23 protein-coding genes and 6 pseudogenes are annotated in these 26540 nt (G+C 56.6%); 13 read left to right on the plus strand and 16 right to left on the minus strand.

What is annotated here, in order from left to right:
* Nucleotides 1-36: 36 nt before the first annotated feature.
* From htpX to AC6I8M_RS07390, 4 genes are all read right to left on the minus strand, one after another.
* Nucleotides 37-918: a protease HtpX gene (gene htpX / locus AC6I8M_RS07375; RefSeq protein WP_010616376.1), complete on the minus strand. Its 882-nt coding sequence runs from the start codon at nucleotides 916-918 to the stop codon at nucleotides 37-39.
* Nucleotides 919-1127: 209 nt separating this feature from the next.
* Nucleotides 1128-3167 (minus strand): carboxy terminal-processing peptidase, encoded by a 2040-nt coding sequence (gene prc, locus AC6I8M_RS07380; protein WP_010616375.1) that lies wholly within the window; start codon nucleotides 3165-3167, stop codon nucleotides 1128-1130.
* A gap of 20 nt (nucleotides 3168-3187) precedes the next feature.
* Nucleotides 3188-3868 (minus strand): RNA chaperone ProQ, encoded by a 681-nt coding sequence (gene proQ / locus AC6I8M_RS07385; RefSeq protein ID WP_010616374.1) that lies wholly within the window; start codon nucleotides 3866-3868, stop codon nucleotides 3188-3190.
* A 96-nt stretch (nucleotides 3869-3964) separates the two neighbouring features.
* The gene (locus tag AC6I8M_RS07390) at nucleotides 3965-4465 is read right to left on the minus strand and encodes a GAF domain-containing protein (protein WP_010616373.1); all 501 of its coding nucleotides are present in this window, start codon (nucleotides 4463-4465) and stop codon (nucleotides 3965-3967) included.
* A gap of 218 nt (nucleotides 4466-4683) precedes the next feature.
* Here AC6I8M_RS07390 and AC6I8M_RS07395 point away from each other — a divergent pair.
* From AC6I8M_RS07395 to rsmF, 3 genes and pseudogenes are all read left to right on the plus strand, one after another.
* Nucleotides 4684-5818 (plus strand): annotated as a pseudogene (locus AC6I8M_RS07395) (PqiA/YebS family transporter subunit).
* Nucleotides 5787-8422: pseudogene (locus AC6I8M_RS07400) on the plus strand (PqiB family protein). The pseudogenes AC6I8M_RS07395 and AC6I8M_RS07400 overlap by 32 nt, the downstream one beginning before the upstream one ends.
* A 113-nt stretch (nucleotides 8423-8535) precedes the next feature.
* Entirely contained in the window at nucleotides 8536-9909 is a 1374-nt protein-coding gene (gene rsmF, locus AC6I8M_RS07405) for a 16S rRNA (cytosine(1407)-C(5))-methyltransferase RsmF (protein ID WP_498013800.1), read from the plus strand.
* A 6-nt stretch (nucleotides 9910-9915) separates the two neighbouring features.
* Here the strand turns inward: rsmF and AC6I8M_RS07410 are convergent, their stop codons facing one another.
* Nucleotides 9916-10551: a metallophosphoesterase gene (locus AC6I8M_RS07410; RefSeq protein ID WP_041387503.1), complete on the minus strand. Its 636-nt coding sequence runs from the start codon at nucleotides 10549-10551 to the stop codon at nucleotides 9916-9918.
* A gap of 248 nt (nucleotides 10552-10799) precedes the next feature.
* Here AC6I8M_RS07410 and AC6I8M_RS07415 point away from each other — a divergent pair, with 248 nt between their 5' ends.
* Nucleotides 10800-11531 (plus strand): class I SAM-dependent methyltransferase, encoded by a 732-nt coding sequence (locus tag AC6I8M_RS07415; protein ID WP_498013744.1) that lies wholly within the window; start codon nucleotides 10800-10802, stop codon nucleotides 11529-11531.
* Between the two features lie 235 nt (nucleotides 11532-11766).
* Here the strand turns inward: AC6I8M_RS07415 and AC6I8M_RS07420 are convergent, their stop codons facing one another.
* The gene (locus AC6I8M_RS07420; protein ID WP_022547776.1) at nucleotides 11767-11937 is read right to left on the minus strand and encodes a hypothetical protein; all 171 of its coding nucleotides are present in this window, start codon (nucleotides 11935-11937) and stop codon (nucleotides 11767-11769) included.
* Nucleotides 11938-12323: 386 nt separating this feature from the next.
* On the opposite strand from AC6I8M_RS07420, the gene AC6I8M_RS07425 reads away from it, so the two are divergent.
* From AC6I8M_RS07425 to AC6I8M_RS07435, 3 genes are all read left to right on the plus strand, one after another.
* Nucleotides 12324-12554: a hypothetical protein gene (locus AC6I8M_RS07425; protein ID WP_010616366.1), complete on the plus strand. Its 231-nt coding sequence runs from the start codon at nucleotides 12324-12326 to the stop codon at nucleotides 12552-12554.
* Nucleotides 12555-12629: 75 nt separating this feature from the next.
* On the plus strand, nucleotides 12630-13022 hold the full coding sequence (locus tag AC6I8M_RS07430; RefSeq protein WP_041387502.1) for a NirD/YgiW/YdeI family stress tolerance protein: 393 nt from the start codon (nucleotides 12630-12632) through the stop codon (nucleotides 13020-13022).
* Between the two features lie 71 nt (nucleotides 13023-13093).
* Entirely contained in the window at nucleotides 13094-13264 is a 171-nt protein-coding gene (locus tag AC6I8M_RS07435) for a hypothetical protein (protein ID WP_022547775.1), read from the plus strand.
* A gap of 452 nt (nucleotides 13265-13716) precedes the next feature.
* Here the strand turns inward: AC6I8M_RS07435 and ymcF are convergent, their stop codons facing one another.
* A complete protein-coding gene (gene ymcF / locus AC6I8M_RS07440; protein ID WP_223815600.1) occupies nucleotides 13717-13866 on the minus strand; it encodes a cold shock small protein YmcF in 150 nt (49 codons plus the stop codon).
* A gap of 20 nt (nucleotides 13867-13886) precedes the next feature.
* Nucleotides 13887-14099: a cold shock domain-containing protein gene (locus AC6I8M_RS07445; RefSeq protein WP_498013745.1), complete on the minus strand. Its 213-nt coding sequence runs from the start codon at nucleotides 14097-14099 to the stop codon at nucleotides 13887-13889.
* A 459-nt stretch (nucleotides 14100-14558) separates the two neighbouring features.
* Here AC6I8M_RS07445 and AC6I8M_RS07450 point away from each other — a divergent pair, with 459 nt between their 5' ends.
* Both AC6I8M_RS07450 and AC6I8M_RS07455 read left to right on the plus strand, forming a co-directional pair.
* Nucleotides 14559-14693, plus strand: a complete 135-nt coding sequence (locus tag AC6I8M_RS07450) for a hypothetical protein (RefSeq protein WP_318285053.1) — start codon at nucleotides 14559-14561, stop codon at nucleotides 14691-14693.
* 130 nt (nucleotides 14694-14823) lie between these two features.
* Nucleotides 14824-15141 (plus strand): hypothetical protein, encoded by a 318-nt coding sequence (locus AC6I8M_RS07455; protein WP_318285052.1) that lies wholly within the window; start codon nucleotides 14824-14826, stop codon nucleotides 15139-15141.
* A 723-nt stretch (nucleotides 15142-15864) separates the two neighbouring features.
* Here the strand turns inward: AC6I8M_RS07455 and AC6I8M_RS07460 are convergent.
* From AC6I8M_RS07460 to AC6I8M_RS07470, 3 genes are read right to left on the minus strand one after another with little or no spacing between them, the layout of a single operon-like run.
* On the minus strand, nucleotides 15865-16164 hold the full coding sequence (locus AC6I8M_RS07460) for a YebY family protein (RefSeq protein WP_051588509.1): 300 nt from the start codon (nucleotides 16162-16164) through the stop codon (nucleotides 15865-15867).
* On the minus strand, nucleotides 16080-16271 hold the full coding sequence (locus tag AC6I8M_RS07465; protein WP_498013801.1) for a hypothetical protein: 192 nt from the start codon (nucleotides 16269-16271) through the stop codon (nucleotides 16080-16082). The genes AC6I8M_RS07460 and AC6I8M_RS07465 overlap by 85 nt, the downstream gene beginning before the upstream one ends.
* A gap of 20 nt (nucleotides 16272-16291) precedes the next feature.
* Complete coding sequence (locus AC6I8M_RS07470) at nucleotides 16292-16597, minus strand: copper resistance protein CopC (protein ID WP_010616357.1); 306 nt, start codon at nucleotides 16595-16597, stop codon at nucleotides 16292-16294.
* 153 nt (nucleotides 16598-16750) lie between these two features.
* Here AC6I8M_RS07470 and AC6I8M_RS07475 point away from each other — a divergent pair, with 153 nt between their 5' ends.
* Entirely contained in the window at nucleotides 16751-16981 is a 231-nt protein-coding gene (locus AC6I8M_RS07475; RefSeq protein ID WP_010616356.1) for a DNA polymerase III subunit theta, read from the plus strand.
* A 3-nt stretch (nucleotides 16982-16984) separates the two neighbouring features.
* Nucleotides 16985-17357, plus strand: a pseudogene (gene exoX / locus AC6I8M_RS07480) (exodeoxyribonuclease X); the annotation flags it as partial.
* Nucleotides 17358-17448: 91 nt separating this feature from the next.
* On the opposite strand, the gene AC6I8M_RS07485 reads toward exoX, so the two are convergent.
* A complete protein-coding gene (locus tag AC6I8M_RS07485) occupies nucleotides 17449-19512 on the minus strand; it encodes a prolyl oligopeptidase family serine peptidase (protein ID WP_010616355.1) in 2064 nt (687 codons plus the stop codon).
* Nucleotides 19513-19631: 119 nt separating this feature from the next.
* Nucleotides 19632-20252 (minus strand): annotated as a pseudogene (locus AC6I8M_RS07490) (tellurite resistance TerB family protein).
* Nucleotides 20253-20435: 183 nt separating this feature from the next.
* On the opposite strand from AC6I8M_RS07490, the gene purT reads away from it, so the two are divergent.
* Complete coding sequence (purT, locus tag AC6I8M_RS07495; RefSeq protein ID WP_010616352.1) at nucleotides 20436-21614, plus strand: formate-dependent phosphoribosylglycinamide formyltransferase; 1179 nt, start codon at nucleotides 20436-20438, stop codon at nucleotides 21612-21614.
* Between the two features lie 85 nt (nucleotides 21615-21699).
* Here the strand turns inward: purT and AC6I8M_RS07500 are convergent.
* The 3 genes and pseudogenes from AC6I8M_RS07500 to zwf all read right to left on the minus strand — a co-directional run bounded on the left by AC6I8M_RS07500 (nucleotide 21700) and on the right by zwf (nucleotide 25235).
* Nucleotides 21700-22347: pseudogene (locus AC6I8M_RS07500) on the minus strand (bifunctional 4-hydroxy-2-oxoglutarate aldolase/2-dehydro-3-deoxy-phosphogluconate aldolase).
* Between the two features lie 182 nt (nucleotides 22348-22529).
* Nucleotides 22530-23414, minus strand: coding sequence for an IS110 family RNA-guided transposase (locus AC6I8M_RS07505; protein ID WP_498013404.1), 885 nt, complete (start codon nucleotides 23412-23414; stop codon nucleotides 22530-22532).
* A 345-nt stretch (nucleotides 23415-23759) separates the two neighbouring features.
* Complete coding sequence (gene zwf, locus AC6I8M_RS07510; protein WP_010618681.1) at nucleotides 23760-25235, minus strand: glucose-6-phosphate dehydrogenase; 1476 nt, start codon at nucleotides 25233-25235, stop codon at nucleotides 23760-23762.
* Between the two features lie 372 nt (nucleotides 25236-25607).
* Between zwf and hexR the strand changes: the two are divergent.
* Nucleotides 25608-26456: pseudogene (gene hexR / locus AC6I8M_RS07515) on the plus strand (transcriptional regulator HexR).
* Nucleotides 26457-26540: the final 84 nt, after the last annotated feature.

The raw sequence follows: 26540 nt of genomic DNA on the forward strand, positions 1-26540 counted from the left end.
GACGCCCGCAGGCGCCCTGTTCATTTTCTACGTGGCTTATTTAAGGTATGCACCGCTACGCAGCGCTTCGATACGCTTGTCGAGCGGCGGGTGCGACATAAACAGCTCGCTCAGCGACTTACCTTTACCGTTAATACAGAACGCCATCATGCTGCTGTGTTCCTGCGGTTCGTAGCTGGTTTTCAGGCGCTGCAGCGCGGCAATCATCTTTTCACGCCCCACCAGCTTCGCAGAACCGGCGTCGGCGTGGAATTCGCGGTGGCGCGAGAACCACATGGTGATGATGCTGGCGAGAATACCGAACACCAGTTCCAGCACCGTCGCCACGGCAAAATAGACCAGCGGATTGCCGTTGCTGCTCTCTTCGCCGTCGCGGTTGCCGGACAGCAAGCCAGACGCCACCTGCGCAATGATACGCGAAATGAAGATCACGAAGGTGTTCACGATACCCTGAATCAGCGTCATGGTGACCATGTCACCGTTAGCGATATGGGCGATCTCGTGCGCCAGCACCGCCTCCGCTTCGTCGCGGCTCATGTTCTGCAGCAAACCGGTGGAGACCGCCACCAGCGAGGCGTCACGGCGTGCGCCGGTTGCAAAGGCGTTGATGTCGGGCGCGTGGTAAATCGCCACCTGCGGCATCGCAATGCCGACCTGCTGAGCCTGGCGGCCAACGGTTTCCATCAGCCAGCGTTCCGTCTCGTTACGGGGTTGTTCAATCACTTCACCACCGACCGAGCGTAACGCCATCCATTTGGACATCAGCAGTGAAACAAACGCACCGCCAAAGCCAAACAGACCTGCCATAATCATCAGACCCTGAACACTGCTTGACTGGATTCCTGTCAGACTCAGAATCAGTCCGAATACCAACATCACCGCCAGGTTGGTGACCAGGAAAAGCGCAATACGCATCATAAACGTTAATCTTCCTCAGTTGTGCTCGCGCACATGCGCGGATATACATCCTATGTCCATTGTGGCGCTTTTCAAGCGACCTTAATCTTTAAGTGCCTAAAAAGACATAACTTTACATTTGGTAATGGTAGCGGGTGCAGCCTGCCGGGCGGCGATTTGCAGGCAAAAAAAGCACCGCCGCAGCGGTGCTGTGATTTCAGGCCGAAGGGTTACTTCGCTGCCGCCGGCGCTGGCTGATCTTTTTCCAGCTGGGCCAAATCGTTAGCGATTTTCACCGTTTCATCCAGATACGGATCCGGCTTTTTGTAGTCTTTCGGCAGATCGTCCAAGCTCTTCAGCGGGGCTTTGCCTTCCGCTTGGTAGCACGCATTGATCCATTCCAGACGCAGCGCATCTTCTTCGTGGTTCTCTTTCTCGCGCTGGGCCAGATTGAGCGACACGATGTTACTCTTGTCCTTCATCGCGTTGAAACGCGCGATGTCTTTCATGATGTACTGGAACTCGCGATCTTTGGCGATGCGATCGGCGTGCTCTTTGGTCAGCTGCGGCACCAGCGGCGTGATATCGCCGGTTTTGGTGTAGGTCGCCGCGTTGATGATGTCCCACGGCAGCGCGTTATCCTCAAACTTCTCGCCGGTCTCTGCCGCTTCCACACCGGTCGGCATCAGCAGGTCCGGCGTAACGCCTTTACGCTGAGTACTGCCACCGTTGATGCGATAGAACTTCTGAATGGTGTACTGGACTGAGCCCAGCGCCGGCCATTCCGGACGCAGCATCTGATCGTAGATGCGGTTGAGTGAGCGATACTGCTGCACCGTGCCCTTACCAAAGGTCGGTTCGCCGACAATCAGCGCGCGGCCGTAATCCTGCATCGCCGCGGCAAAGATTTCTGACGCCGAGGCGCTGAAGCTATCGACCAGCACCACCAGCGGACCTTTGTAGTAAACGATGCCGTCGTTGTCACTGTCCTCACGCACGCGACCATTATTGTCACGCACCTGCACCACCGGACCGCTCGAAATAAACAGGCCGGAGAGCGATACCGCTTCGGTCAGCGCGCCGCCGCCGTTGGTACGCAGATCGATGACGATGCTGTCGACGTTCTGCTTCTGCAGTTTCTGCAGCTGCACTTTCACATCGTCGGTCAGGCCAACATAGAAGCCCGGAATGTCCAGCACGCCGACTTTCTCTTTGCCGACGTTGTGTACTGTGCCCTTCACCGCGCGATCTTCCAGACGGATTTTCTCACGCGTCAGCGTCACGGTACGGGTTTTGGTGCCCTTGCCGGCTGGCAGGATCTCGAGGCGCACTTTGCTGCCCTTCGGCCCTTTGATTTTGGACACCACGTCATCCAGACGCCAGCCAATTACATCTTCCATTGGCTTGCCCGGCTGGCCGACGCCCACAATGCGGTCGCCCACGCTGATGGATTTGCTCTTGGCCGCCGGACCACCGGCTACCATCGAGTTGATCACCGTGTAGTTATCATCCATCTGCAGCACGGCACCGATACCTTCCAGCAACAGGCTCATTTCGGTATTGAACTGCTCGGTGTTGCGCGGTGACAGATAGTTAGTATGCGGGTCGATTTCATGCGCGAACGCGGTCATCGCCAGCTGGAACACATCTTCGCTGTTGCTTTGTGCCAGACGAAGGATGGCAAAGTTGTAGCGCTTGGTCAGCGTCTCGCGAATCTCTTTGTCATCTTTCCCGGCCAGCTTCAGGCTCAGCTCGTCATACTTCACCTTGGCATTCCACTGCGCGTTTAGCTCATCAGTGCTTTTCGGCCACGGAGCTTTGGCACGATCGATATCGATGGTGTCATTGCCGGTGAAGTTCATCGGGCGGTTCAGCACGCTGAGCGCATACTGATAGCGCTCGAAGCGGCGCTTCTGCGCCAGATTATAAAGATCGTAAAACACATCCAGCTTGCCGCTGCGCAGCTCATCACCGAGCGTGGTTTTCTTGTCGGCGAATTGTGCCACGTCCGACGCCAGCAGCACGTTATGGCTGTAGTCGAGCAGATTCAGATAGCGATCAAAAATTTTCGCCGAAAAATCCTGATTCAGGTCGAACTGACGATAGTGAGAGCGGGTAAAACGCGAGGTGACGCGTTCACTGACGGTAGGATGCTGTGCTTCTTCGTGTAACTGGGGAATCTGGTCGGCGCGGGTAATGTTGTCCGCGCCAAAGGTGGGGCCTGCCAGCAGCAGGCCCGCGATCATACCGATCTTAAAAATGCTGTTCATGCCAGGGTCGGGCCTCCGTTTCAGAACTGCAAGTGTTCTGCGCGCACAATCATTGCCAGGCCGGAAGCGAGCTGGACCCGGACGCCATCTTTGGTAATTTCCAGGATGGTAGCGTCCATTGCACTTTTGCCTGCTTTGACTTTGATGTTTTGACCCGCTTGCAACGTTGAGGTGTCAGTGACGGGTTTTGCCCGCGGTGGACGCGGAGCAGCCTGACGCTCACCGGCCGCAGCACGCGGTGCCTGTGGACGTGGCTTGCGCGGTGCGTCACCCTCCGCCGCTTTACGGGCAGCAGGCTTGCGCGGACGACGCTCAGCGGTCTCTTCACCGGCTTCACGTTTTTTCGCTTTTTGCTGCTCGCGCTGCGCCTGCACGCGCGCTTTGGCTTCTTCCAGCTGCTTGCGCGCATGTTCTACGTGCTGCTCATCCAGCACGCCACAGGCGTTGCCGTCGAGATCGACACGGGTGGCACCGGCTTTAATGCCGTAAAGATAACGCCAGCTTGAGGTATAAAGGCGTAAGGCCGAACGCAGTTGCGTCTTGCTCAGGCTGTTTTCGCCCTGAACGCGCTCCACCAGATCCTGAAAGATACCGATTTTGAGCGGACGCGCTTCACCTTCGGCGCTAAAGCAGTGCGGAAAACGCTGCGCCAGAAAGGCGATGACTTCTTTACTGCTGTTCAACTTAGGTTGATTTTCCATGAAATTTCCTGATTACAACGGGTTTGCCGACCAGAGCAGGCATGAACAGGCGACATTATAATGACAACATCGCCAAATGCTATGTGATCCAATCGATTAGCTGCGCGTCAGCTGAAGAAATTTTTCAATGTCGCTGTTCGCCAGCACTGCACAAAGCCCGTCGGTAAGGGCTACCAGCCCCGCTTCATCCTCGCTATCGAAGCGAGAATAAACCGTACTGTCGATGTCGAGAACATCAACCATCGTGCCATTCACTTTCAGAGGAATCACGATTTCCGCGTTACTGGCGGCGTCGCAGGCAATGTGCCCCGGGAAAGCGTGCACGTCTTCAACCCGCTGCACGCTATCCTCAGCAACCGCTGTGCCACATCCCCCTTTCCCCACCGGAATGCGTACGCAGGCGATTTTGCCTCGGAACGGACCCAGCACCAGCGTCTCCGGCTCGGTCAGCAGATAGAAAACTGCCCAGTTAACCCCTTCCAGGCGTTCAAACAGCAGCGCACTGCAGTTGCCCAGCGCCGAGAGGAAAGAGGTTTCGCCCGTTAACAGTGCGCCGGCATCGCGATTTAAATCCTCGTAAAAGGCTTTTTTGTTCATTGTTTAACCATAACTCATCACTGGCGTGACCTTGTTGTCACTCAGTTGTTAAAATAAGCACTAATAATCCAACCCCACAAGGTGAATCATTGTGTTAGTTACTATACCTTTAGCACGCTATGCTTGAGACTATTCTCGTACCATAGATTGATGCGGACAGACGTGCTCTGCTCCGCATGCCGGTAACTGTAACGAACAATGGGCCCCTTGCGTCATTTATGAAAATTCACGCCATCAGCCAGACGTTGCCCCACGCACGTTATCAGCGTTGCCCGCAATGCGATACCCTTTTTTCCTTACCGGATGTGACATCGCATCAGTCGGCTTGTTGCCCGCGCTGTCATGCCCGTATTCAGAACGGTCGCGACTGGTTAATGACGCGGCTCAACGCCATGGCCGTCACGATAATCGTACTGATGCCGTTCGCCTTCAGCCTGCCGCTGGTGGATATCCGCCTGCTTGGCATGCGCATCAACGCCAGCCTGCTGGAGGGCGTGCTGCAAGATGGCGCAACAGGGCAACGTGCTGACAGACGCCATGGTGGCGTTTTGCACGATTGGCGCGCCGGTGACGCTGGTGGCCGGCATCTGCTATTTGTGGATCGGCCACGCGCTCGGCATGAACCTGCGCCCGGTCCTGCTGATGCTGGAGAAACTCAAAGAGTGGGTAATGCTGGATATCTATCTGGTCGGCGTGGCGGTGGCGTCCATTAAGGTGTAGGATTATGCCGCGCTGGAGGTCGGCTACGGGCTGGTCGCCTATATCGCGCTGACCATCATGAGCCTGCTGACGCTGATTCATCTCAACGTGGAGGAGCTGAGGGAACATTATTACCCGCAGTCGGTGCCGCACGAACCGCCCGAGCGTTGGCAGGTTTGCCTGAACTGCCACCATACCGGTATGCCCGATGAACGTGGACGCTGCACGCGCTGCCATACGCCGCTCGATTTTCGCCGCCGCCACAGCCTGCAAAAATCCTAGGCGGCGCTGATCGCCTCAATTGTGCTGCTGATCCCGGCTAACCTGCTGCCGATTTCGGTGGTGTACGTCAACGTGTTAGTGATGCTGACGCTGTTGCTCAGCATCCATTTCAAGTGTGAACAGGGTTTGAAAACCTGCATCCGTCTGCTGCGCGCCGTCACCTGGGTGGGCCGCTGGTCGATGCTGGATCTGTTCGTCATTGCTTTAACCATGTCGCTGGTCAATCGTGACCAGCGGCTGGCTTTTACCATGGGACCTGCCGCCTTCTACTTTGGCGCGGCAGTCATCCTGACCATTATGGCCGTTGAGTGGCTCGATAGCCGCCTGATCTGGGATGCACATGCAACAGGAAACGCCGACTACACCGACTAGCGCTAATCTGCGTAATAAACGCAAGATTTCGCCGTTCTGGCTTTTGCCCATTATCGCCCTGCTGATTGCCGGCTGGCTGTTATGGACCAACTATCAGGAGCGCGGCACCACCATCACCATTAATTTCCAGACCGCGGGCGGCATCGTGCCGGGCCGCACGCCGATTCGCTATCAGGGCGTGGAAGTGGGCACCGTGCAGGGCATTGTACTGAGCGATCATTACCGCAGCATTCAGATCAAAGCCAGCATCAAGAGCGACATGCGCGATGCGCTGCGGGAGAATACCCAGTTCTGGCTGGTGACGCCAAAAGCTTCGCTGGCGGGCGTCTCCGGGCTGGATGCGCTGGTGGGCGGTAACTACATCGGCATGATGCCCGGCGACGGCAAAGAGCGCGATCACTTCACCGCGCTGTATACCCAGCCGAAATACCGGGTAAACACCGGCGAACTACTGATTCACCTGCACGCGCCCGATCTCGGCTCGCTCAACACCGGTTCGCTGGTCTATTACCGTAAAATTCCGGTCGGCCGCGTCTATGACTACAGCATCAACGGTAATACCGATGGCGTGACCATCGATGTGCTGATTGAGCGGCGCTTCACCAACCTGGTGAAAAAACAGAGCCGCTTCTGGAATGTGTCTGGCGTTGACGCCGATGTCAGCCTGAGCGGCGCCAAAGTGAAGCTGGAGAGCCTGGCCGCGCTGGTGAATGGCGCGATTGCCTTTGACTCGCCGGACAGCGGCGAACAGGCCAACAGCTGATCAAAACTATCAGCTCTATTCGGACCTGGCGCACAGCCAGCGCGGCGTGCTGATTTCGCTCGATCTGCCCAACGGCGACAACCTGAAAGCCGACAGCACGCCGCTGATGTATCAGGGGCTGGAAGTGGGCACCCTGACCAAACTGACGCTGCTGCCGGGCGGCAAAGTGTCCGGCGAGCTGACGATCGATCCCTCCGTCACCGGCCTGATGCGCAGCGGCACGCGGATTGAGATGCGCGCACCAAAACTCAGCCTACACCAGCCTGAGCAGCCTGCTGACCGGCAATACGCTGGAACTGGTCCCGGGCGAAGGGAAGGTGAGCCGCAGGATCACTTCAGCGTGCTGCCAGCCAGCGAAACGCTGTTGCAGAAGCCGGATGTTCTCACCGTTCAGCTCAGCGCGCCGGAAACCTACGGTATTGACGCCGGACAACCGGTGATGCTGTATGGCGTAAAGATCGGCTAGGTGATTTCGCGCCGGCTGGATGAAAACGGCATCAGCTTTGTGGCGGCAATCAATCCGGAGCACCGCCAGCTGGTACACGCCGACAGTAAGTTCATCGTTAACAGCCGTCTCGACGTTAAATTTGGCCTCGACGGCATGCAGGTACTGGGCGCCAGCGCGCGCGAATGGGTCGACGGCGGTATCCGACTGGTGCCGGGTGCTAAAAGATCAGCCGTCCAGCCGCTACCCGCTGTACGCCGACTCAGAGCGCGCGGCGGAAGGCATTACCGGCGATCAGCCACCGACCACGCTCAAGCTGACCGCCAACAGCCTGCCGGATGTGCAGGCCGGCTCGGTGGTGCTGTACCGCAAGTTCCAGGTCGGTGAAGTGGTGGATGTGGTGCCGCGCGCCGATGCGTTTGAGATTTCGGTCCATATCCAGCCGCAGTATCGCAAGCTGCTGACCAGCGAAAGCGTGTTCTGTGCCGAAGGCGGTGCCAAAGTCCAGCTCAACGGCAGCGGTCTAACCGTGCAGGCTTCGCCGCTGAATCGCGCGCTGAAAGGCGCAATCAGCTTTGATAACCTGACGGGCGCGCAGGCAGCGAAAGGCGTTAAGCGCGTGCTCTATCCGTCAGAGACCGCCGCACGTGCGGTGGGTAGCCAGATTACCCTGCACACCTTTGATGCCAGCAAACTGTCGGCCGGAATGCCGATCCGCTATCTCGGTATCAACGTCGGTCAGGTGGAGTCGCTGGCGCTGAGCCAGGATAACAATCAGGTGGTGGCGAAAGCGGTGCTCTATCCGGAGTATGTGCAGGACTTCGCGCGCATCGGCAGCCGCTTCTCCGTCGTCTCACCGGAGATTTCGCCCGCCGGCGTCAATCACCTGGAAACGCTGCTGCAGCCGTATGTGAACGTGGATCCGGGCAAAGGCGCGCTGGCGCGCAGCTTTGAGCTGCAGGAGAGCACCATTACTGACTCGCGTTACCTTAACGGCCTGAACATCTATGTGGATACCACTGAAGCCGGATCGCTGTCGATTGGCACGCCAGTGCTGTTCCGCGGTGTAGAAGTCGGCACGGTAACCGGCACTTCGCTGGGTAACATGGCCGACCGCGTGCAAATCGCGCTGCGCATCAGCAAGAAGTATCAGCATCTGGTGCGTAACAACTCGGTGTTCTGGCTGGCATCCGGTTACAACCTCGACTTTGGCCTGATTGGCGGCGTGGTGAAAACCGGCACCTTCCAGCAGTTCATTCGCGGCGACATCCAGTTTGCCACGCCACCGACGGTGCCGCTGGCGCCACAGGCCGGTGCCGACAAGCACTTCCTGCTGCAGGATGAAGCACCAAAAGAGTGGCGCAACTGGGGCACGGCGATTCCGTCGCCAAACTGAGACAACGGGCAGCCTGCGGGCTGCCCGACTTATTTGCGCCATGGATATTGCACACGGCTGTACCTGAGCCGGGCTCGGCGTTACACTTCGCCCTCACTTTGTTAGTCCGGTAGATATCAGTGTCCGATCGTTTTCCTGAAGATTTTCTCGCGCTGATGCGCGCCAGCCTGGCCGACGAGGCCGAACTCGAACGCTTTCTCGCCATCAGTCAGCAGCCGCTGCGACGCAGCCTGCGCGTCAACACGCTGAAAATCAGCGTGGAGGACTTTCTCACGCGCGTGGCGGGCTACGGCTGGCAGCTGACGCCGATTCCGTGGTGTCGGGAAGGCCTCTGGATTGCACGTGATGACGAATCGCTGCCGCTCGGCAGCGTCGCGGAACACTTCAGCGGTCTGTTCTACATTCAGGAAGCCAGCTCAATGCTGCCGGTCAGCGCGCTGTTTGATGCCGCGCCGGATGCCCACCAGGTGATGGACGTGGCCGCTGCGCCGGGCTCTAAAACCACGCAGATGGCCGCGCTGATGCGCAATCAGGGCGCAATCCTCGCCAATGAATATTCCGCCAGCCGGGTGAAAGTGCTGCATGCCAATATCAGCCGCTGCGGCGTCAGCAATGTGGCGCTTACCCATTTTGACGGGCGCGTCTTTGGTGCCGCGCTGCCGGAACAGTTCGATGCCATTGTGCTGGATGCGCCCTGCCCCGGCGAGGGCGTGGTGCGGAAAGATGCTGATGCGCTGCGCAACTGGACGCTGGCCAGCACCGAGGCCATCGCCGCCACCCTGATTTACTCGACCTGTACGCTCAATACCCTCGAAAACCAGCAGGTGATTGCCTGGCTGCAGCAGCGCTATCCGGAGGCGCTGGAAATTGTGCCGCTCAACGATCTGTTCGCCGGCGCCGAACGCGCGCTGACGCCGGAAGGGTTCCTGCACGTGTTTCCGCATATCCTAGACAGCGAAGGCTTTTTCGTCGCGCGGCTGCGCAAAACTGCCAGCGTGCCGCCATTGCCGGCGCCGACCTATAAACTCGGCAAGCTGCCCTTCTGGCCCGACAGCCGCAAGCTGGTATCGGAGGTGGCGCAGGCCGCGCACAAGGTGGGACTGCACTGGGATGAGAGCCTGACGCTGTGGCAGCGCGACAAAGAGCTGTGGCTGTTCCCGGCTGCGCTGGAGAGCTGGCTCAGCAAAGTGCGTTTCTCGCGTATCGGTCTCAAACTGGCAGAAACCTTCCCGAAAGGCTTTCGCTGGCAGCATGAAGCGGTGGTGGCGCTGGCGCAACCGGACAGCGCGCTGGCGTTCGAACTGGACGAAGCGCAGGCGGAAAGCTGGTATCGCGATCAGGATATTCATCCCGACACGCCGCCCGCGCGCGATGAAGTGATTGTCACCTACCAGCAGCAGCCGCTGGGCCTAGTGAAACGCGTCGGAAGCCGCATCAAAAACAGCTATCCGCGTGAACTGGTGCGCGACGGCCGGCTGTTCCGCTAACAAGCATTACTGCAATTGCCCCAGCGTCAACCGGTTGCCAAATACCGCGCCGGTATCAATGTAATGCTGATTAGCGGCGTTAAGCGGCTGCTCCAGCGGCGTATGGCCAAAATAGAACGCACTGGCACCGGCGATCGGCTGCGAACGGCCGCGCTGATGGCGAGCGAGCCGGTCGCGGCTCCAGACGACCTGATGCCAGTCGACATCCAGTCCCAGGGCATAAGCACTGGCAGGATAATCGGCATGGGCAATGACGATGACGCGCTCATCAAATTGCAGATGTAAAATCAGCGGCAGATCGGCACAGCGCTTCAGCGCATGACGCGCGGCAATCAACCGCGCACCTCTCAGCTGCCACAACAAGTCCCCGCCGTTCATCATCCACAGCATCGGATCGTCGCCCTGCAGCGCATCGAGCGCCATTTGCTCGTGATTGCCGCGCACGCAGCGGAACCACGGCTCTTCCAGCAGTTGCAGACAGCCGAGGCTTTCCGGCCCGCGGTCGATTAAATCCCCGACCGATAGCAGCAGATCCTGTTGCCGATCAAAGCTCTGCCGCAGCAGCTGCGCGCGGCAGCCGTGCAAATCACCGACCACCCAAATATTGCGCCAGTTATTTGCACGCAGCATCTGATAAAACATGTAATCAACCCCGGTTGACTGGAAGTTTAGTAAACCCGGCATAAAGTATAGTCCGGTGAGGGGTAGCCGCGGAGGCATCAGCGTGAGCTGTCGGAAACAGTTTGTTGGCATCCTCGTGATGATTTTTATTGGCAGCCTGCTGCTGGAGTCGCTCGCGCGCATGGTGCATCTGCTTTTTGTCGGCTGAGCGGTGTTTCATGCCGCGCTAAACGCTTACACTCCTTTGCGCATCACTGAAAGGAGTCTCTATGAGTCAGAATATCTACGATAACCCCGATTTTTTTGCTGGCTACGCCACCCTGCCGCGTTCGGTCAACGGACTGGACGGCGCGCCCGAGTGGCCCGCGCTGCGGGCAATGCTGCCTGAGCTGCGTGACCAGCGCGTGCTGGATTTGGGCTGCGGCTACGGCTGGTTTTGTCGTTACGCGCAGCAGCAAGGCGCGCGTGAAGTGCTGGGGCTGGATGTGTCTGAGAAAATGCTGGCGCAGGCCGCTGCCATGACCGATCGGCCCGGTATCAATTACCAGCGCACTGACCTCGAAACCCTGCAGCTCAGCAGCACCTTTGACGTGGTGTACAGTTCGCTGGCGCTGCACTATCTCAGCAATATCGACGCCCTGTTTGCCACGGTCTTTCATGCGTTACGTCCCGGCGGCGTGCTGGTGTTTTCATGCGAGCACCCGATTTATACCGCACCGCGTCAGCAGCAATGGTTCATCGATGAAGCCGGGCAGCGCAGCTGGCCAGTCAATCAGTATCAGCAGGAAGGGGAGCGGATCAGCAACTGGTTTGCCGCTGGCGTGAAGAAGCAGCACCGCAAACTGGCAACGTGGAGCAATGCGCTGATTGCCGCCGGGCTGGTGATTGAGCGGCTGGATGAATGGGGTCCGGATGTACAGCAGGTAGCGAAGAATCCGGCGCTGGAAGAGGAGCGCGAGCGCCCGATGCTGTTTTTGCTGGCGGCGCGCAGGCCGCTGTAAGGTTTTCAACAGTGGCTGCGTCCTGCAGCCCTGTGAAAATTCCCCCCCGGCGCTTATCTCCGGCACTCAATCAAGGTGTTAGCTCTGTAAGAGACGGCACCTACTGTAACGCTTAAGATTATTCCGAACAAGTTAAATGATATTAACTATCATTATCAACTGTTGATCTGGCACGCTGTCCATCTGGGTCAACGGCGCAGGTCACGATCACACTACTGCTACGGCCAATTTGTGCCTAACGCGTGATTAAAAAGATCGCCAGCATAAAACAGATAAACAAACCAGCAAAGGTCAGCAATCCGGTGCGCGGCGTTTTGGCCTGACCGACAATCGCGCTGATAAAAATGCTCAGAATGGTGAGCGTGCCAATCATCACCCAAAGAAGATAGTGTGTATTTGCTGCCATGCGAAATCCTGTTAAGCGGCCATCAATCAATGCGCCCTGTTATACCATTTTTCGCTGTGGCTGGCTGCTGCAAATATCCGCTGCGTTACGCTCAGCATGACAATGCATCACATGTGACAACGTCACTTACGTTTTAACTCACGCAATGTTATTGCGCTTATTAAATGCGCTAATTGAGTAAATAAAGTCCGGCGGCAAGGGTACCGACGGAAATAATATGGAATAGCTCAGTCATGGTAGCGACCTCAATTTAATGCCTGTACGACTCAGTCAAGAACAGCATTTAGCGTTCGTCAAATCATCACCGCCTGCATTAAGCGCAGCCGATGGCATAAATACCAATCGATGCTTAACTGAATGCGTATCGATTAGACAGGAGGAAAGCCATGAGCCAGTCTGCATTAGCTACCTACCTCGCATTAAGCTACAACGACCTGAATGAGATGGGCATCCACCCGGACACGCTATCCAAAGCGCAGCCCGACGATAACGGCGCCGCCGGTTACTATTTCAACGTACCGGACACCACGCCGCAGCGCGTGCTGGGGCAGAAACGCTGGTCGCTGGGCGATCGGATCGACACTCCGGCCAGCGTGCTAAATAACGATTCAGCGTAACGGCTCACGGGATGCGCGATCCTGTGCCAAGCTTAAGTCATTGTGGAATGTTGCAATCAAGAGGGAATGATTATGATTAAGAAAACGGTACTGGCGTCACTGCTGATGGTGTTTAGTCTGGGCGCTATCGCTGAACAGGGCGGCTTTGAGGGCGGTAAAACCCCGCCACCGCAGAAACAACAGGACGCCGGTTATAAAGGTTCTGAAGACACCGGCCAGACGCATATCGAACAGATTCGGGATTTTCGTCAGGGCGGCTATGTCACGCTGGAAGGTTATATCGTTAAAAAGTTAAGTGGTGATAATTATCAGTTTCGCGACAGCACCGGCACCATAACCATAAAAGCCGCTGCCGGGACGTTTAAAGGCAAAACCTATAACGCTGAGGATCAGGTACGGGTAAGCGGCAAAGTGTATGGCCGGGGCGAGAATACCCGCGTCGATGTTGCACATATCGAAGAACCTTAATTCGTTATCGTCCGGGGTCCGCCGTCGCGTGTGCGGCGGATATTATCATCCCATTCGCAGGAAATCATCGCATGAAGAGCCTGTTTGCCAGTCTGTTAATCCTCTCCAGCCTGACTGCTCTGGCTGGTTGTCAGCAGCCTGAACGGCCAATTGGTCCGGACGGACGCCCCAATATTCCCGCAGAACAACCGTTGCCCGGCGGTCCAATGAGTAAAGGGCCGGTAGGTCAGCCGCAGGCCTGACCGCAGAAGAGATTAGCAATTTCTCTCTATTAAGAAACCGTGATCAGATGGAAAAAACCTCCCGCAGGAGGTTTATCACCTAGATCGGTTTCTGCCCATCGTCTTCGCCGGTATCATCATCGTCATCAAGCGGCTCTTCACCAGGCACCTGCGCATCGTCAGGCAGCGGAGTGACATCATCGGGTCGTTCTGACATAAGCACCTCCATACCCCACATTGGGTAATAACTATTCTAGTTGCGTTATCCTTCAGCCCGGCGGGTTTATCACGCATCTGTGAATCAAGCGTAAGAAGTAAATTAGTTATGGGTTAACGCTTTGCTTATCGCCTGCCCTCGGCTAACGGTATAAACAAAAAAGGTCACCCGAAGGTGACCAATAATAGGGTACTCGCTGCGTTAGTCATCAGGTGTGGTTATTGATTTATTTCGCCACGTGAATAACACAACTGAATTAATTCGCTTCTTTCATCACATACAACGACGAGGCAATGGCAATCATAATCGACTTACAAAAAATACATTTTGCGCCGAGTGGATTTTGTCTGTTCCTGTCAAAAACGGACTGGCGATATTGAGAGCCCTGACATTGTGGGCATCTCATAGCATTAATTACTGTAATAATCAGAGACCTTTAACGTTAACAGCTGACGGACCTTTAGAGCCGTTTTCTACAGAGAATTCAACTTTCTGACCGTCATCGAGTGAGCGGAAGTCAGTTCCCTGAATAGCAGAGAAATGGACGAAAACGTCTTTGCTGCTGTCTTCCGGAGAAATGAAGCCGAAACCTTTCTCAGCATTGAACCATTTTACTGTACCGAGCATTTTATTTGACATGTTTATACCTTGATAATGAGCCATATGGCATTAGAGGCTGAACCGCAGCGACACATCAGAACCTGAGATAAAACTCAAAGAGAAAGGCACAGGGAAGGCACTAACACAGATGAGAGATACAAAACGAACTAACTATGGGACTGTCTGCTTATCAGACCGGAGACGCATTAACGCACGTCTGGCGGGTAAACACAAGCACTAATAAAATTTAAAGGTCAATTAAAGGCGTAACGAAAGGGTGATCGCACCGCGTTTAAATTTTTAAATGGATAGATTTAGTCACTATTTTCATGTCTTAAAGCCTCAGGCTTTTAAAATAATTATTTTGCTGCGGCCACGACTGACATTTCGCCTGATAAAGAGTAGATGCCCATGGCGTTCAGCGTCTCGCTGTGGTGGTGATGTCGCGGAGCGTCGTGGTGTGCATCTCGATCCACTTATTGGCCGCCGCAGCGTGTAATGTCAGCTCAGGCGGTCAAGTTCTTTGATGAAGTCAAGGGTGTTGATGGTATAGCGGCCGGCAGCATCGCGTTTCACCGCTTGCCGGAAAGCAATAATGAATTGCAACAATCGCTTAGCGCAGAAATAATGTAGCTTGAGGCAATAAAAAACTTACTTAAATGCAATCTTTCATGCCATGCTTTGCCCGGAGCATTACAGAAGTGTCGCGCTGCAGTGCCCGCGCGGCACTGACCCCTTTTATCTTAATGAGGAAACATAAGCGGTGAAATGGATTTCATTATCAGGAATATTGCTGTCCATGACAGTCATGGCGGATGACAGGTCATTTGAAACGCCAGAAATTAAATGCCTGAATGACCACACTATCCCCTTCATTGAGTCCGATATTCCGGCAAAAAAAATCGTCGATGAGGCTTATGTTACCTGCAAGCCTGAACTGGATGAGTGGATGAAGTTGCAGGAACCGTTGCCTGATGAAATGAAGCAAAAAACGCGTAATGAGCTGTACGACTTTTTCATCAGGATGATAAATATACGACGAAATTATGAAGCTAAGAAAACAACAGAATCTGCACACTAACGCGATTTATCTTAAGGATGCGGATAAATGAGCATCATTTTTGTTCCCCCCGCTTATAACGCTTCTACTTAGCAGGGAGAGTGAGAAAGGCAGCCCACTGACTGAGGAAGAAGTGAACAGCATCAGAGACGATGCGATAGCTATCGGTCTGGATAGTGAAACTGCTTTGGCGATGGCGGAGAGCCGTGGCTATCGGGATATAGACCCTGAAAATTGCTGGGCAGAATGGTTGGCATTCAAGAGCGATAAGTAGCGTTTAAGAGCCAGGAGCCAATGAAATGCAAGCCGCTTATACGCAGCGGAGAATGGGGGAAAAATTTGCGCAAAGGCTGCCAGGCTACAAGAACATGTCCATGACCAAAAAGTATCTGGATTCACGCGGTCAAGCATAAGTGATGATTTGATTCGGATATAAGGATTTCGGACAGATTTAGGACATTTTCGTACTGGTCGGAATTAAACCTTATGAAACAACAACATAAAAAAAGACCCAATACGATTCCTGTATCGGGTCTAGGGAAATGGCTCGTTGAGAGCCGTGCGCTAAAAGTTGGCATTTTTGCAGGCGAGGACGCCTTGCCTTTTAAAGGTAGACCAGCATCGGTAATTTTCCAGCCAGCGGGCTACGCCGCCGACAAAAGCTGCCAACTCTGTGATCGGGCTGGCACTAACGGCTGGCAGGCGCAGCGGCAAAAATGTGCGCTACGCCTGAAAATGCAGGGATTATTTACCGCACAGCTGCTGGGCGCGATCGACGATCGGCTGCAGGCTCATTTTTTGTCCCGGATGCGCTTTATCGGCGGCAAGGATGGTATCGATGGACTGCAATGTGCCCTGCCCGGTATTGCCGCGCGCCAGCGCTTTATCATTCAGCGGATACTGCAGCAGCGTGCTGGGGTTGATGGCAAACAGCGCGCCATCTTTCTCGCAGGTCAGCATCACCTCTTCACGGGTGAACGGCCATTTGTCTTTGCCAATTTGAGTAAACTCAGCACGGCGCTGTATCCCATCAGCCGCCGCCAGCGTTGTGCCAGCACAGGTCGGTAGCACGCCGGCGCCAGCAGCGCTGTATAAAATGCACTGCCGGTCAGCAGAAACAGCGCCAGAAAATGCAGCGCCCGCAGGCCGATTCATAACGCGCTAAGACTCATTACTTCACGCTGAAGCTGTAGCTACCTTTGGTTTTGTGGCCGTCCACTGACAGCACGTGCCAGTTGACCTGATAATGGCCCGACGCCAGCGGCTGGGCGATCGGTACGATCAGCTGATCGTGCTGGTGCGGATTCAGCTGGGCTTTCTCCAGTGCCACCGGCTGCTGCTGCGCGCGCTCCACCACGGCGTTATCCGCCGGCACCGGGGCTTTCAGGTGGGCATGCGCCAGAGCCAGCTGGCTGAAGCCCAGCGTCGCGCCCGCCAGCAGTAGCGCGATAACGCGCCTAGATGCAGTTTTCATCATAACGTCTTCCCTTTTAACTGCGGCACTGCGCCGCAAATGTGGCAGCAGGATACGCCGCTGCTTTTAGGCTGTCGAGACTTGCGGTGCGATCCAATTCCCTTGATCCAGCAGGGCGAAACCATTATTTTTGCCCCTGTTTATCAGGAGAAAAGCATGAGCCAAAACCTTGCCCTGCTGTCGCAGGAAGAGAAAGACAAAGTTAACGTCGATCTCGCCGCCGCTGGCGTGGCGTTTAAAGAGCGCTATAACATGCCGGTGATCGCCGAGATGGTGGAGCGCGAGCAGCCGGAAGCGCTGCGCGACTGGTTCCGTCAGCGCCTGATGGCATATCGCCAGGCATCGCTCAGCCTCTCCCGCCTGCCCTACGAACCTAAGCAGAAATAATTTATGTTACGCGTAATCGATACGGAAACCTGTGGCCTGCAGGGCGGCGTGGTGGAAGTGGCGTCGGTGGATTTCATTGACGGCCAGATCGTCAATCCCATGAGCGATCTGATCTGCCCGGATCGGCCCATCAGTCGTCAGGCGATGGCGGTGCACCGCATCACTGAAGCCATGGTGGTTGGGCAAGCCGACCATCGAAGAGGCGATTGGCCGCTATCACGGTAGCCCGCACTATGTGGCGCATAACGCCAGCTTTGACCGGCGCATGCTGCCGACGATGCCGGGCGAATGGATATGTACCATGACGCTGGCGCGCCAGCTGTGGCCGGGCATTAAATACGGTAATCAGGCGCTGCGCCACAGCCTCAAACTTGAAAGGATCCGGACTATCTGCGCTGGGTACTGGAAAACGTGCGTGACTTGCGCGCGCCGCTGCGGCAGACGCTGCGCAAATACGTTAAGGACACTCAGTAATCGCTGCGCGGCGGCAGCGTGCCCTGCGCCAGGGCGATCAGGAAAGTGAACTCCTGCGCCACGCTTTCATAGGATTTATAACGCCCTGATTTGCCGCCGTGGCCGGAATCCATATCGGTGCAGAGTAACAGCAGCGCATCGTTGGTGCGCAGCTCACGCAGCTTTGCCACCCACTTCGCCGGCTCCCAGTACTGTACCTGCGAATCGTGCAGCCCGGTGGTCACCAGCAGGTGCGGATACGCCTGCGCCGTCACGTTGTCATACGGGCTGTACTGGCGGATGTAGCGATAGAATTCGGCCTGCTCCGGATTGCCCCACTCATCATATTCACCGGTGGTCAGCGGAATCGACGGATCGAGCATGGTCGTGACCACATCGACAAACGGCACCTGAGCGATCACGCCGTGAAACAGCTGCGGGGCCATATTCAGCACACCGCCCATCAGCAAGCCCCCGGCACTGCCGCCCATGGCGTACAGCTGCTGCGGGTTACCGTAACCTTTCGCCACCAGCGCTTCGGTAACATCAATGAAGTCGGTGAAGCTGTTCATTTTATGTTGCAGCCGGCCATCGTCATACCACTGCTGGCCCAGCTCGCCGCCGCCGCGCACGTGGATAATCGCGTAGATGAAACCGCGCTCCAGCAAACTGATGCGGCTGGTGCCAAAACTGGCCTCCATGCTGCTGCCATAAGCGCCGTAGCCGTACGCCAGCAGCGGATTGGCGCCGCGCTGAAAGTGTTTGCGGTGATAAACCAGTGAGACCGGCACTTCCGTACCGTCGCGCACCGTGATCCATAGGTGTTCACTTTTGTAGTCGGCAGAGTCAAAGCCCGGCACCGGGGTTCGCTTGAGGATGCGCCGCTCGCCGGTCTCCATGTTCAGTTCGAACAGCGTAGTCGGCGCCGTCATCGATGAGTAGCCGTAGCGCAGCGTGTCACTTTCCGGCGTGGGGTTGTAGGCCAGCCAGGTGACATAGGCCGGATCGTCAAAGGCAATGCCGTAACTCTCGCCGCTTGCGCAGTTAATCTGTCGCAGCGTATTTACTCCACGCTGGCGCTCTTCGACCACCAGCCAGTTACGAAACAGCTGGAAATCTTCCATCACCACGTGGTCGCTCGGCGGGATCAGGGTTTGCCAGCGATCTTCAGCCAGCCACGCGCTGCGGTAAAGGCCGAAATTTTTGCCGTCGCGGTTGGAGCGAATGAAGAACTGGTGATTGTAGTGATCGATGCTGTATTCATGATCGCGCCGCCGCGGACAAAACACCTGCGGCTGTGCGTCCGGATATTCCGCGTCAATCAACAGAATTTCACTGGTGGTAGTGCTGAACAGCGCGATCAGGATGAAGTGTTCCGAGGTGGTTTTATGCACGCTGAGGTGGAAAGACTCATCCTGCTCTTCATACACCAGCTGATCTTCCGACTGCGGATGCCCCAGTTCGTGACGCCACACCTGATAAGCCAGCAGCGTTTTAGGATGCTTGCGTACGTAGTAGAGGGTGCGTGAGTCGTTGGCCCACGCCACGCTGGAGGACGCGTCGCGCAGCACCTCCGGATACCAGCTGCCGCTGTTGAGGTTACGAAAGCGGATGCCGTACTGGCGGCGCGACAGAAAATCTTCCGCCAGCGCCATCACCTGGTTATCCGGGCTGATATCCAGCGTGCCCATGGTGTAAAAGTCACTGTGCGCCGCGCGCCGGTTGCCATCCAGCAACAGTTGCCACGGCTGGTCGGCGGGCGCATCCACCGGCTGGCGGAAATAGGCCGCGTACTCATTGCCGGCTTCGTAACGGCTTTGATAGCGATAGCCGTTTTTCACATACGGCACTGAGTGGTCCTGCGCCGGCAGCCGGTCAATGATCTCCTTCAGCACCCGATCCTGCAGCGCATCCTGAGAAGCCATCATCGCTTTACCGTAGCGGTTTTCCGCCTCCAGATAAGCCAGTACGTCGGGGTTTTGCCGGTCATCATCACGCAGCCAGAAATAGTTATCGGTGCGCGTTTCGCCGTGTAACGTCATGTGGTGGGGGACTTTTTTCGCTTGCGGCTGATTCATTACAGAGTTTCTCCCTGAAAGACGACATCCTGCAAGCGTGGCACTTCTGGCAGAGGAAGCCAAGCCGGAAACGCACGCGAAGTGTAACCGGAGGCCGCCGCAGCCGCCTCCGGCGTGACTCAGGCCGCTTTTTCCGCCGCGATATCGCGCTGAATACCGTCGTGCACGTCCTGCGGGATTTTCAGCGCATCGCCGAGCGCGGAAAGGTAACTGCGCTCCATGAAATGATCGACATCGATCGCCGCGCAGCTGAGGAAATAGAGCTCCAGCGCTTCCTCTTCGTTTTTCACGTCGGCGGCCAGCCACTGCGGATCGAGCGGACGATTCATTGCCTGCTGAATCAGCGCTTCCGCCTGCGCACCGTAACCGGCCTGATGGATATTCTGCTCGATGGCCGTGTGCTCGCGATCGTCAATGTGCCCATCGCTTTTCGCGGCAAACACCAGCGCGGTTACCAGTCGCTCCGCGCGCTGGTCGAGCGGCGTCTGCAGCTGGCCAAACGCAGGCTCATCCTGATGGGTTTCCCGCACGCGCTACTTGTATTTATTCCACAGCACCGCGCCTGCCGCCGCCCCGCCACCGACCAGCAGCGCGGTACCGCCGTATTTGGTTAACAGCTTGCGCGACGATTTGCTGGCAACCAGTAAACCCGCTAGGCCACCCAGCGCGCCGGGCGCCAGCATATCGCTCAGGCCGCCTGATTTGCCGTCACCGCCCTTCTTTGCCAGAACCGATTGAATTTGCTACAGCCAGTTACTCATCGTTTGACTCCTGTTTAAGTTTCCGCTCACTATGCGTGCCGCACGCTGTGTCAGTTAACGTCAGAGCCGGCAAAGTATGGCAAAGCCGGACGTGCGCAATGCGTGAGTACGCAAACGTTTTCGTTTATACTGTGCGCGCATTTTAACTGCTAAGGTGAAATTATGACGACTTTCGGAACCGCGCTGCGTCCTGCCGCAACGCGTGTCATGCTGTTAGGTTCAGGTGAATTGGGCAAAGAGGTGGCGCTGGAGTGTCAGCGTCTCGGGGTGGAAGTGATCGCCGTCGATCGCTATGCCGATGCACCCGCGATGCACGTTGCGCATCGCAGCCACGTCATCAACATGCTGGACGGTGACGCACTGGCGGCGCTGATTGCGCAGGAGCAGCCCCACTTTGTGGTGCCGGAAATCGAAGCCATCGCCACCGAAAAACTGCTGGAGCTGGAAGCACAGGGGCAAAAAGTGGTGCCGACGGCCCGTGCTGCACGTCTGACCATGAACCGCGAAGGCATTCGCCGTCTGGCGGCGGAAGAGCTGGCGTTACCAACTTCAACCTATCAGTTTGCGGACAGCAAAGAGCGTTTCGTCGCGGCCGCGCACGAGATCGGTTTCCCCTGCATCGTGAAACCCGTAATGAGCTCCTCCGGTAAAGGCCAGAGCTTCATTCGCGAAGCCAGCCAGCTGGATCACGCCTGGGATTACGCGCAGCAAGGCGGACGCGCGGGCGCGGGCCGGGTGATCGTCGAGGGCGTCGTGAAGTTCGATTTTGAAATCACCCTGCTGACCATCAGCGCGGTTGACGGCATCCACTTCTGCGCGCCAATTGGCCATCGTCAGGAAGACGGTGATTACCGGGAATCCTGGCAGCCACAGCACATGAGCGAGCTGGCCCTGCAGCGCGCGCAGGACATCGCCGCTAACGTGGTGAAAGCGCTCGGCGGTTACGGACTGTTTGGCGTGGAGCTGTTTGTGTGCGGCGACGAGGTAGTGTTCAGCGAAGTCTCTCCGCGTCCGCACGATACCGGTATGGTGACGCTGATTTCGCAGGATCTCTCTGAGTTCGCGCTGCACGTACGCGCCTTCCTCGGCCTGCCGATTGGCGGCATTCGCCAGTATGGTCCGGCCGCCTCGGCGGTGATCCTGCCACAGCTTGATAGCCACAACGTGCAGTTTGTGAATGTGGAAGCGGCACTTGGGGCGGGTCTGCAGCTGCGTCTGTTTGGTAAGCCGGAAATTGCGGGGCAGCGTCGTCTGGGTGTCGCGCTGGCGACCGGTGACAGCACCGATGATGCCGTGGCCCGCGCCATTGCCAGCGCCGTGGCCGTGCAGGTTCAGGGCTGATTGCCCGGGTGGTGAAGCGTCGCCATCACCACCCGCAAAAATTGACCGCTGCCGCGTAGCAGTTGCGCGGCAGCGGTATTACCGATCAGCGGGGTGAAGCCGCGCCTGCCACAGCCTCACGCGCCAGCTGCGTAATGCGATCCCAGTCGCCGCTCTCCAGCGCATCGTTTGGCACCAGCCACGAACCGCCAATACACAGCACGCTTTTCAGCGCCAGATAGTCACGATAGTTGGCCGGTGAAATGCCGCCGGTCGGGCAGAAACGCACCTGCGGGAATGGACCACCAATCGCCGCCAGCGCTTTGACGCCACCGTTAGCCTCTGCCGGGAAGAACTTGAACTCGCGCAAACCATAATCCATGCCGACCATCAGTTCCGACACGGTACTGATGCCTGGAATCAGCAGCACCGGGCCTTCCACCGCCGCCTTGAGCAGTGGCTCAGTGAGCCCCGGGCTAATGACAAACTGCGCACCGGCGTCGGTCACTTCTTTCAGCTGCTAGGTATTGATCACCGTGCCGGCACCCACAATCGCGTCCGGGACTTCTTTGATCATCGCCCGCAGCGCATCCATCGCCACCGGCGTGCGCAGCGTCACTTCCAGCACGCGCACGCCACCTGCGACCAGCGCTTTGGCCATCGGCACCGCATGTTCCAGCTTGTTAACGACAATCACCGGCACAACCGGGCCGGTGGTCAGAATCTGTTCCGCACTCGTTTTCCAGTTCTTCATTACGTTTCCTCAGGAGAGACAGCCCGACGCGCGGTCACGCTGTCAGAAATAGAGCCCTACCATACAAGATCGGCCGGACGGACGTCTATTGGATATCATCAATTTTTGAAACCGCGGTTCATTTTTTTGAAAGTGCATGATGCGCAAAATTCCGCACCTGTCTGTAGATACCGTCTTGCCGGTTACCTGGCAAGACATATTTCGGCATCGAACGGACGACCCGACTTCAGCACACCATAAGCCAGCTGCAGCAGCTTCTTCAGCAAACTTACCGCCGGATTCCACTTCATCGCCACTATCGCTGGCATGTACAGGGCCTTGCGCATCGCGCTGTTGCCCATCTTCGATATCCTGCTTTTGCCCTTCCACTCACCGGACTCCTGCCGCATCGGATTCAGCCCCACCCACGCCACAAGAGCCTTGCTGCTGCTGAACCTCGACATGTCCCCCATATACGCCAGCATCGTGCTGCCCAGCACGCCCGGGATGGACTCCAGCAGTTCCCTGTTCTTTTTAAGGCCCGGGTCATTGTCAATATGGTCGTTTATTGCCCGCTTCGTTTCGTCTATCTGCGCATCCAGCGCCGCAATGACCACGCGGATTGAGGGCTGCACCACCGCATCCGATACCTCCAGCCGGTTCTCTTCCATCTGCCGCATTTCCTGAAGATTCGTCAGGCGCTTCACCAGCGCTTTCAGCCTGCGTTCATTCAGCGGCGCCGGCTGCCACAGCGATGGGCCGTGCAGTTTACAGTAGCGCGCTATCATGCGCGCATCGTCTTTATCCGTCTTATTCCGGCTCAGCTCGGCCTGCCCGAAGCGCCTGATGCGCGCAGGATTTTCCACGCTGACATCATAGCCTTCGTCGTGCAGGAAGGTGGCCAGCGGCTCACTGTACGCGCCGGTAGCCTCCATGCAGATATGGCAGCAGCCGAACGGCTCCAGCCATTTTTTCAGGGCGATAAAGCCCTTAGGGGTGTTGGGAAAGACTTTGGTTTTGTAAGACGTGTCGCCTTTCCAGACGGCCACATCAAACTTTCCGGAGGCAATATCAATGCCGACAGGCATACGGGTTTGTATAGATTCTCCTTAACAGCACAGGGAAACCGCCATGACCATCCTTATGGATGCGTGCTCGGGGCACAGGATACCGTCCGGTCTTGAAGGCGGGAGTTAAGTTGCCGGGGATGAATCCACAAAGCAGGCTTTATGCCCAGGGGTCGCCCCCATCTCACCAGCAACTTCCCGATGATCAGTCGGGGATCATCATACCCGGAGGAGAATGATCGGGATATAAGGGTCGCCATTTATGGCGACCGTCAAACACCCGTCTGACCGGCTAAAAACAAAACGCCCCTAGCGAACAGCGCAGGGGCGTAGTCATGAACCTCTCAGTCAGCGATGCAGGACCGGTTATTCAAACTCGTTCCACGAACGGCCGTCGCGGGTGATCATCGCTACCGAGGCGACCGGGCCCCAAGTGCCGGCCTGATACGGTTTGGAGGCGTCGCCATCCGCATTCCACGCTTCGATGATCGAATCGACATAGGTCCACGCCGCTTCAACTTCATCGCGGCGCACAAACAGTGCCTGAATGCCGCGCATGGTTTCCAGCAGCAGACGCTCGTAGGCATCCGCCAGATGCGACTGATTGAAGGTTTCGGAGTAGCTCAGATCCAGCTTGGTGGTCTGCAGCTTATGCTTGTGATCGAGACCCGGCACCTTGTTGAGGATCTCAATATCCACGCCTTCGTCCGGCTGCAGACGAATCGTCAGCTTGTTCTGCGGCAGTTCGGCGTAAGAGTCCTTAAACAGGTTCATCTCCGGGTTTTTGAAGTACACCACCACTTCTGAGCACTTGGTCGGCAGACGCTTACCGGTGCGCAGGTAGAAAGGCACGCCCGCCCAGCGCCAGTTATCAATATCCACGCGGATGGCGACGAAGGTTTCGGTGCTGCTCTGCTTATTGGCGCCCTCTTCTTCCAGGTAGCCTGGCACTTTTTTGCCCTGTACAAAACCGGCAGTGTACTGACCGCGTACGGTTTTCTCGCGCACGTTGGTCTGGTCGATGCGGCGCAGCGAGCGCAGCACTTTCACCTTCTCATCACGAATCGAGTCAGCACTGAGATCGGACGGCGGCGACATCGCGATCATGGTCAGGATCTGCAGCAGGTGGTTCTGGATCATGTCGCGCATCTGGCCGGCTTTGTCGAAGTAACCCCAGCGGCCTTCAATACCCACCTCTTCCGCCACGGTGATCTGCACGTGGTCGATGGTGCGGTTGTCCCAGTTATTGACGAAAATCGAGTTGGCAAAACGCAGCGCCAGCAGGTTTAGCACCGTCTCTTTACCAAGATAATGGTCGATACGGAACACCTGGCTTTCATCGAAGAATTTACCGACGCTGTCGTTGATCTCCTGCGAGGTCTCCAGCGAGGTGCCGAGCGGCTTCTCCATCACCACGCGCGCCGGTTTGGCGTTGAGTTTAGCGGCGCCGAGGCCTTCACAAATGGCGCCAAAGGTGCTCGGCGGCATGGCAAAGTAGTTGATGGTGACGCGGTTTTTCTGATCCAGCATCTTGCCCAGTTTCGAGAAGTGCGAGGTGTCGTTAACGTCGAGGTTGCAGAAGTCGAGACGGCCGCTGAGTTTGTCCCACAGCGCTTCGTCAATCTTCTCCTTCATGAAGGTTTCCAGCGCTTCACGCACCACTTTGGTGTAGGCCTCTTTGTCCCACTCCGCGCGACCCACGCCAATAATGCGTGTTGTATCGTGAATCTGACCGGCTTTCTCCAGCTGATACAGTGAAGGCAACAGTTTCCGGCGTGCAAGATCGCCTTTGGCACCGAAAATCACCAGATCGCATGCCTGGGCTGTTTGTGTTACCGCCATTTTCCTCTCCTCGTTGCAGGATATACCTGTCCTGAGCGTCCTCATCCTGCCGGGTCCTTATTGTAATTTTCTTACAGCACAATGTACTTTTTTCACCGCGCCAGGACAACCCGGCTGCGGTCGGTTACAGGTGATTATCCTGCACGCCGGGTCGCATTTAACGTGTTGCGAAGTGCGCTAACGCGCCTTTTTCTGTTTCGATGTTTGTCGGGCGAAAACCCGGCAGCGATTAAAGTATGACAAAAAAAGCGCGGTTACATTTGTCCGCCGCTGCGTACGTCAGGCTATTACACGGTATATTCCGCATAATTGGCAGCGATTTCACGTACGGGTGAACGCAAAAAAGTGATTGATGGTCATCGGGTTAACAACATGCTGGAACAGATACAGGCGCAGCTTGCCGCGCTGAGCAAATCAGAACGCAAAGTGGCAGAACAGATTCTCGCCGCGCCGCAGCAGGCGATGCACTCGAGCATTGCCACGCTGGCACAGGCGGCGCAGGTCAGCGAACCGACGGTCAACCGCTTCTGTCACCGCATGGGCACGCGCGGCTTTCCCGATTTCAAGCTGCAGCTGGCATAGAGTCTGGCCAAAGGACCGAGCTGGGTCAGTCGCGATGTCGAAGAAAATGACAGCGTAGAACGCTACAGTCACAAGATTTTCGATTCCGCGCTGGCGGGACTCAGCCGCGTGCGTCAGCAACTGGATATGCAGGTGGTGGCTCAGGCGCATAAAGTGGCCTTCTTTGGTCTTGGCGCCTCGGCGGTGGTGGCGCATGATGCCACCAATAAATTTCTGCGTTTTAATCTGCCCGTCAGCTGGTCCGAGGATATTGTGATCCAGCGCATGAGTTGCATAAATAGTGGACCAAATGACGTGTTTGTTCTGATATCGCATACTGGCCGCACCAAAAATATGATAGAACTGGCTCGCCTGGCGCGTGTAAACGCTTCCACCGTGCTGGCTATCACCTCGCCCGGATCGCCGCTGGCAGAGGAAGCCACGCTGGCGCTGACGCTGGATGTACCGGAAGATACCGACATCTATCTGCCGATGGTTTCCCGCCTGGCGCAGCTCACCGTGGTTGACGTGCTGGCAACCGGTTTTCCCCTGGAGCGCGGTACGGCTTTCCGTGAGAATCTGAAGCGGGTAAAAGAGGCGCCGAAAGCATCGCGCCTCGAAAAGCCGGCGCCGGAACCACGTGCACAGCAAAATAATTAACATCACATTTACAATGTGAGTCGAATCACAGCCCCTCGATCATATAGAATGAGTGACCATTGCGTGTCACTTGTGATCGACACG

It is taken from the genome of Type-A symbiont of Plautia stali (assembly GCF_059731155.1).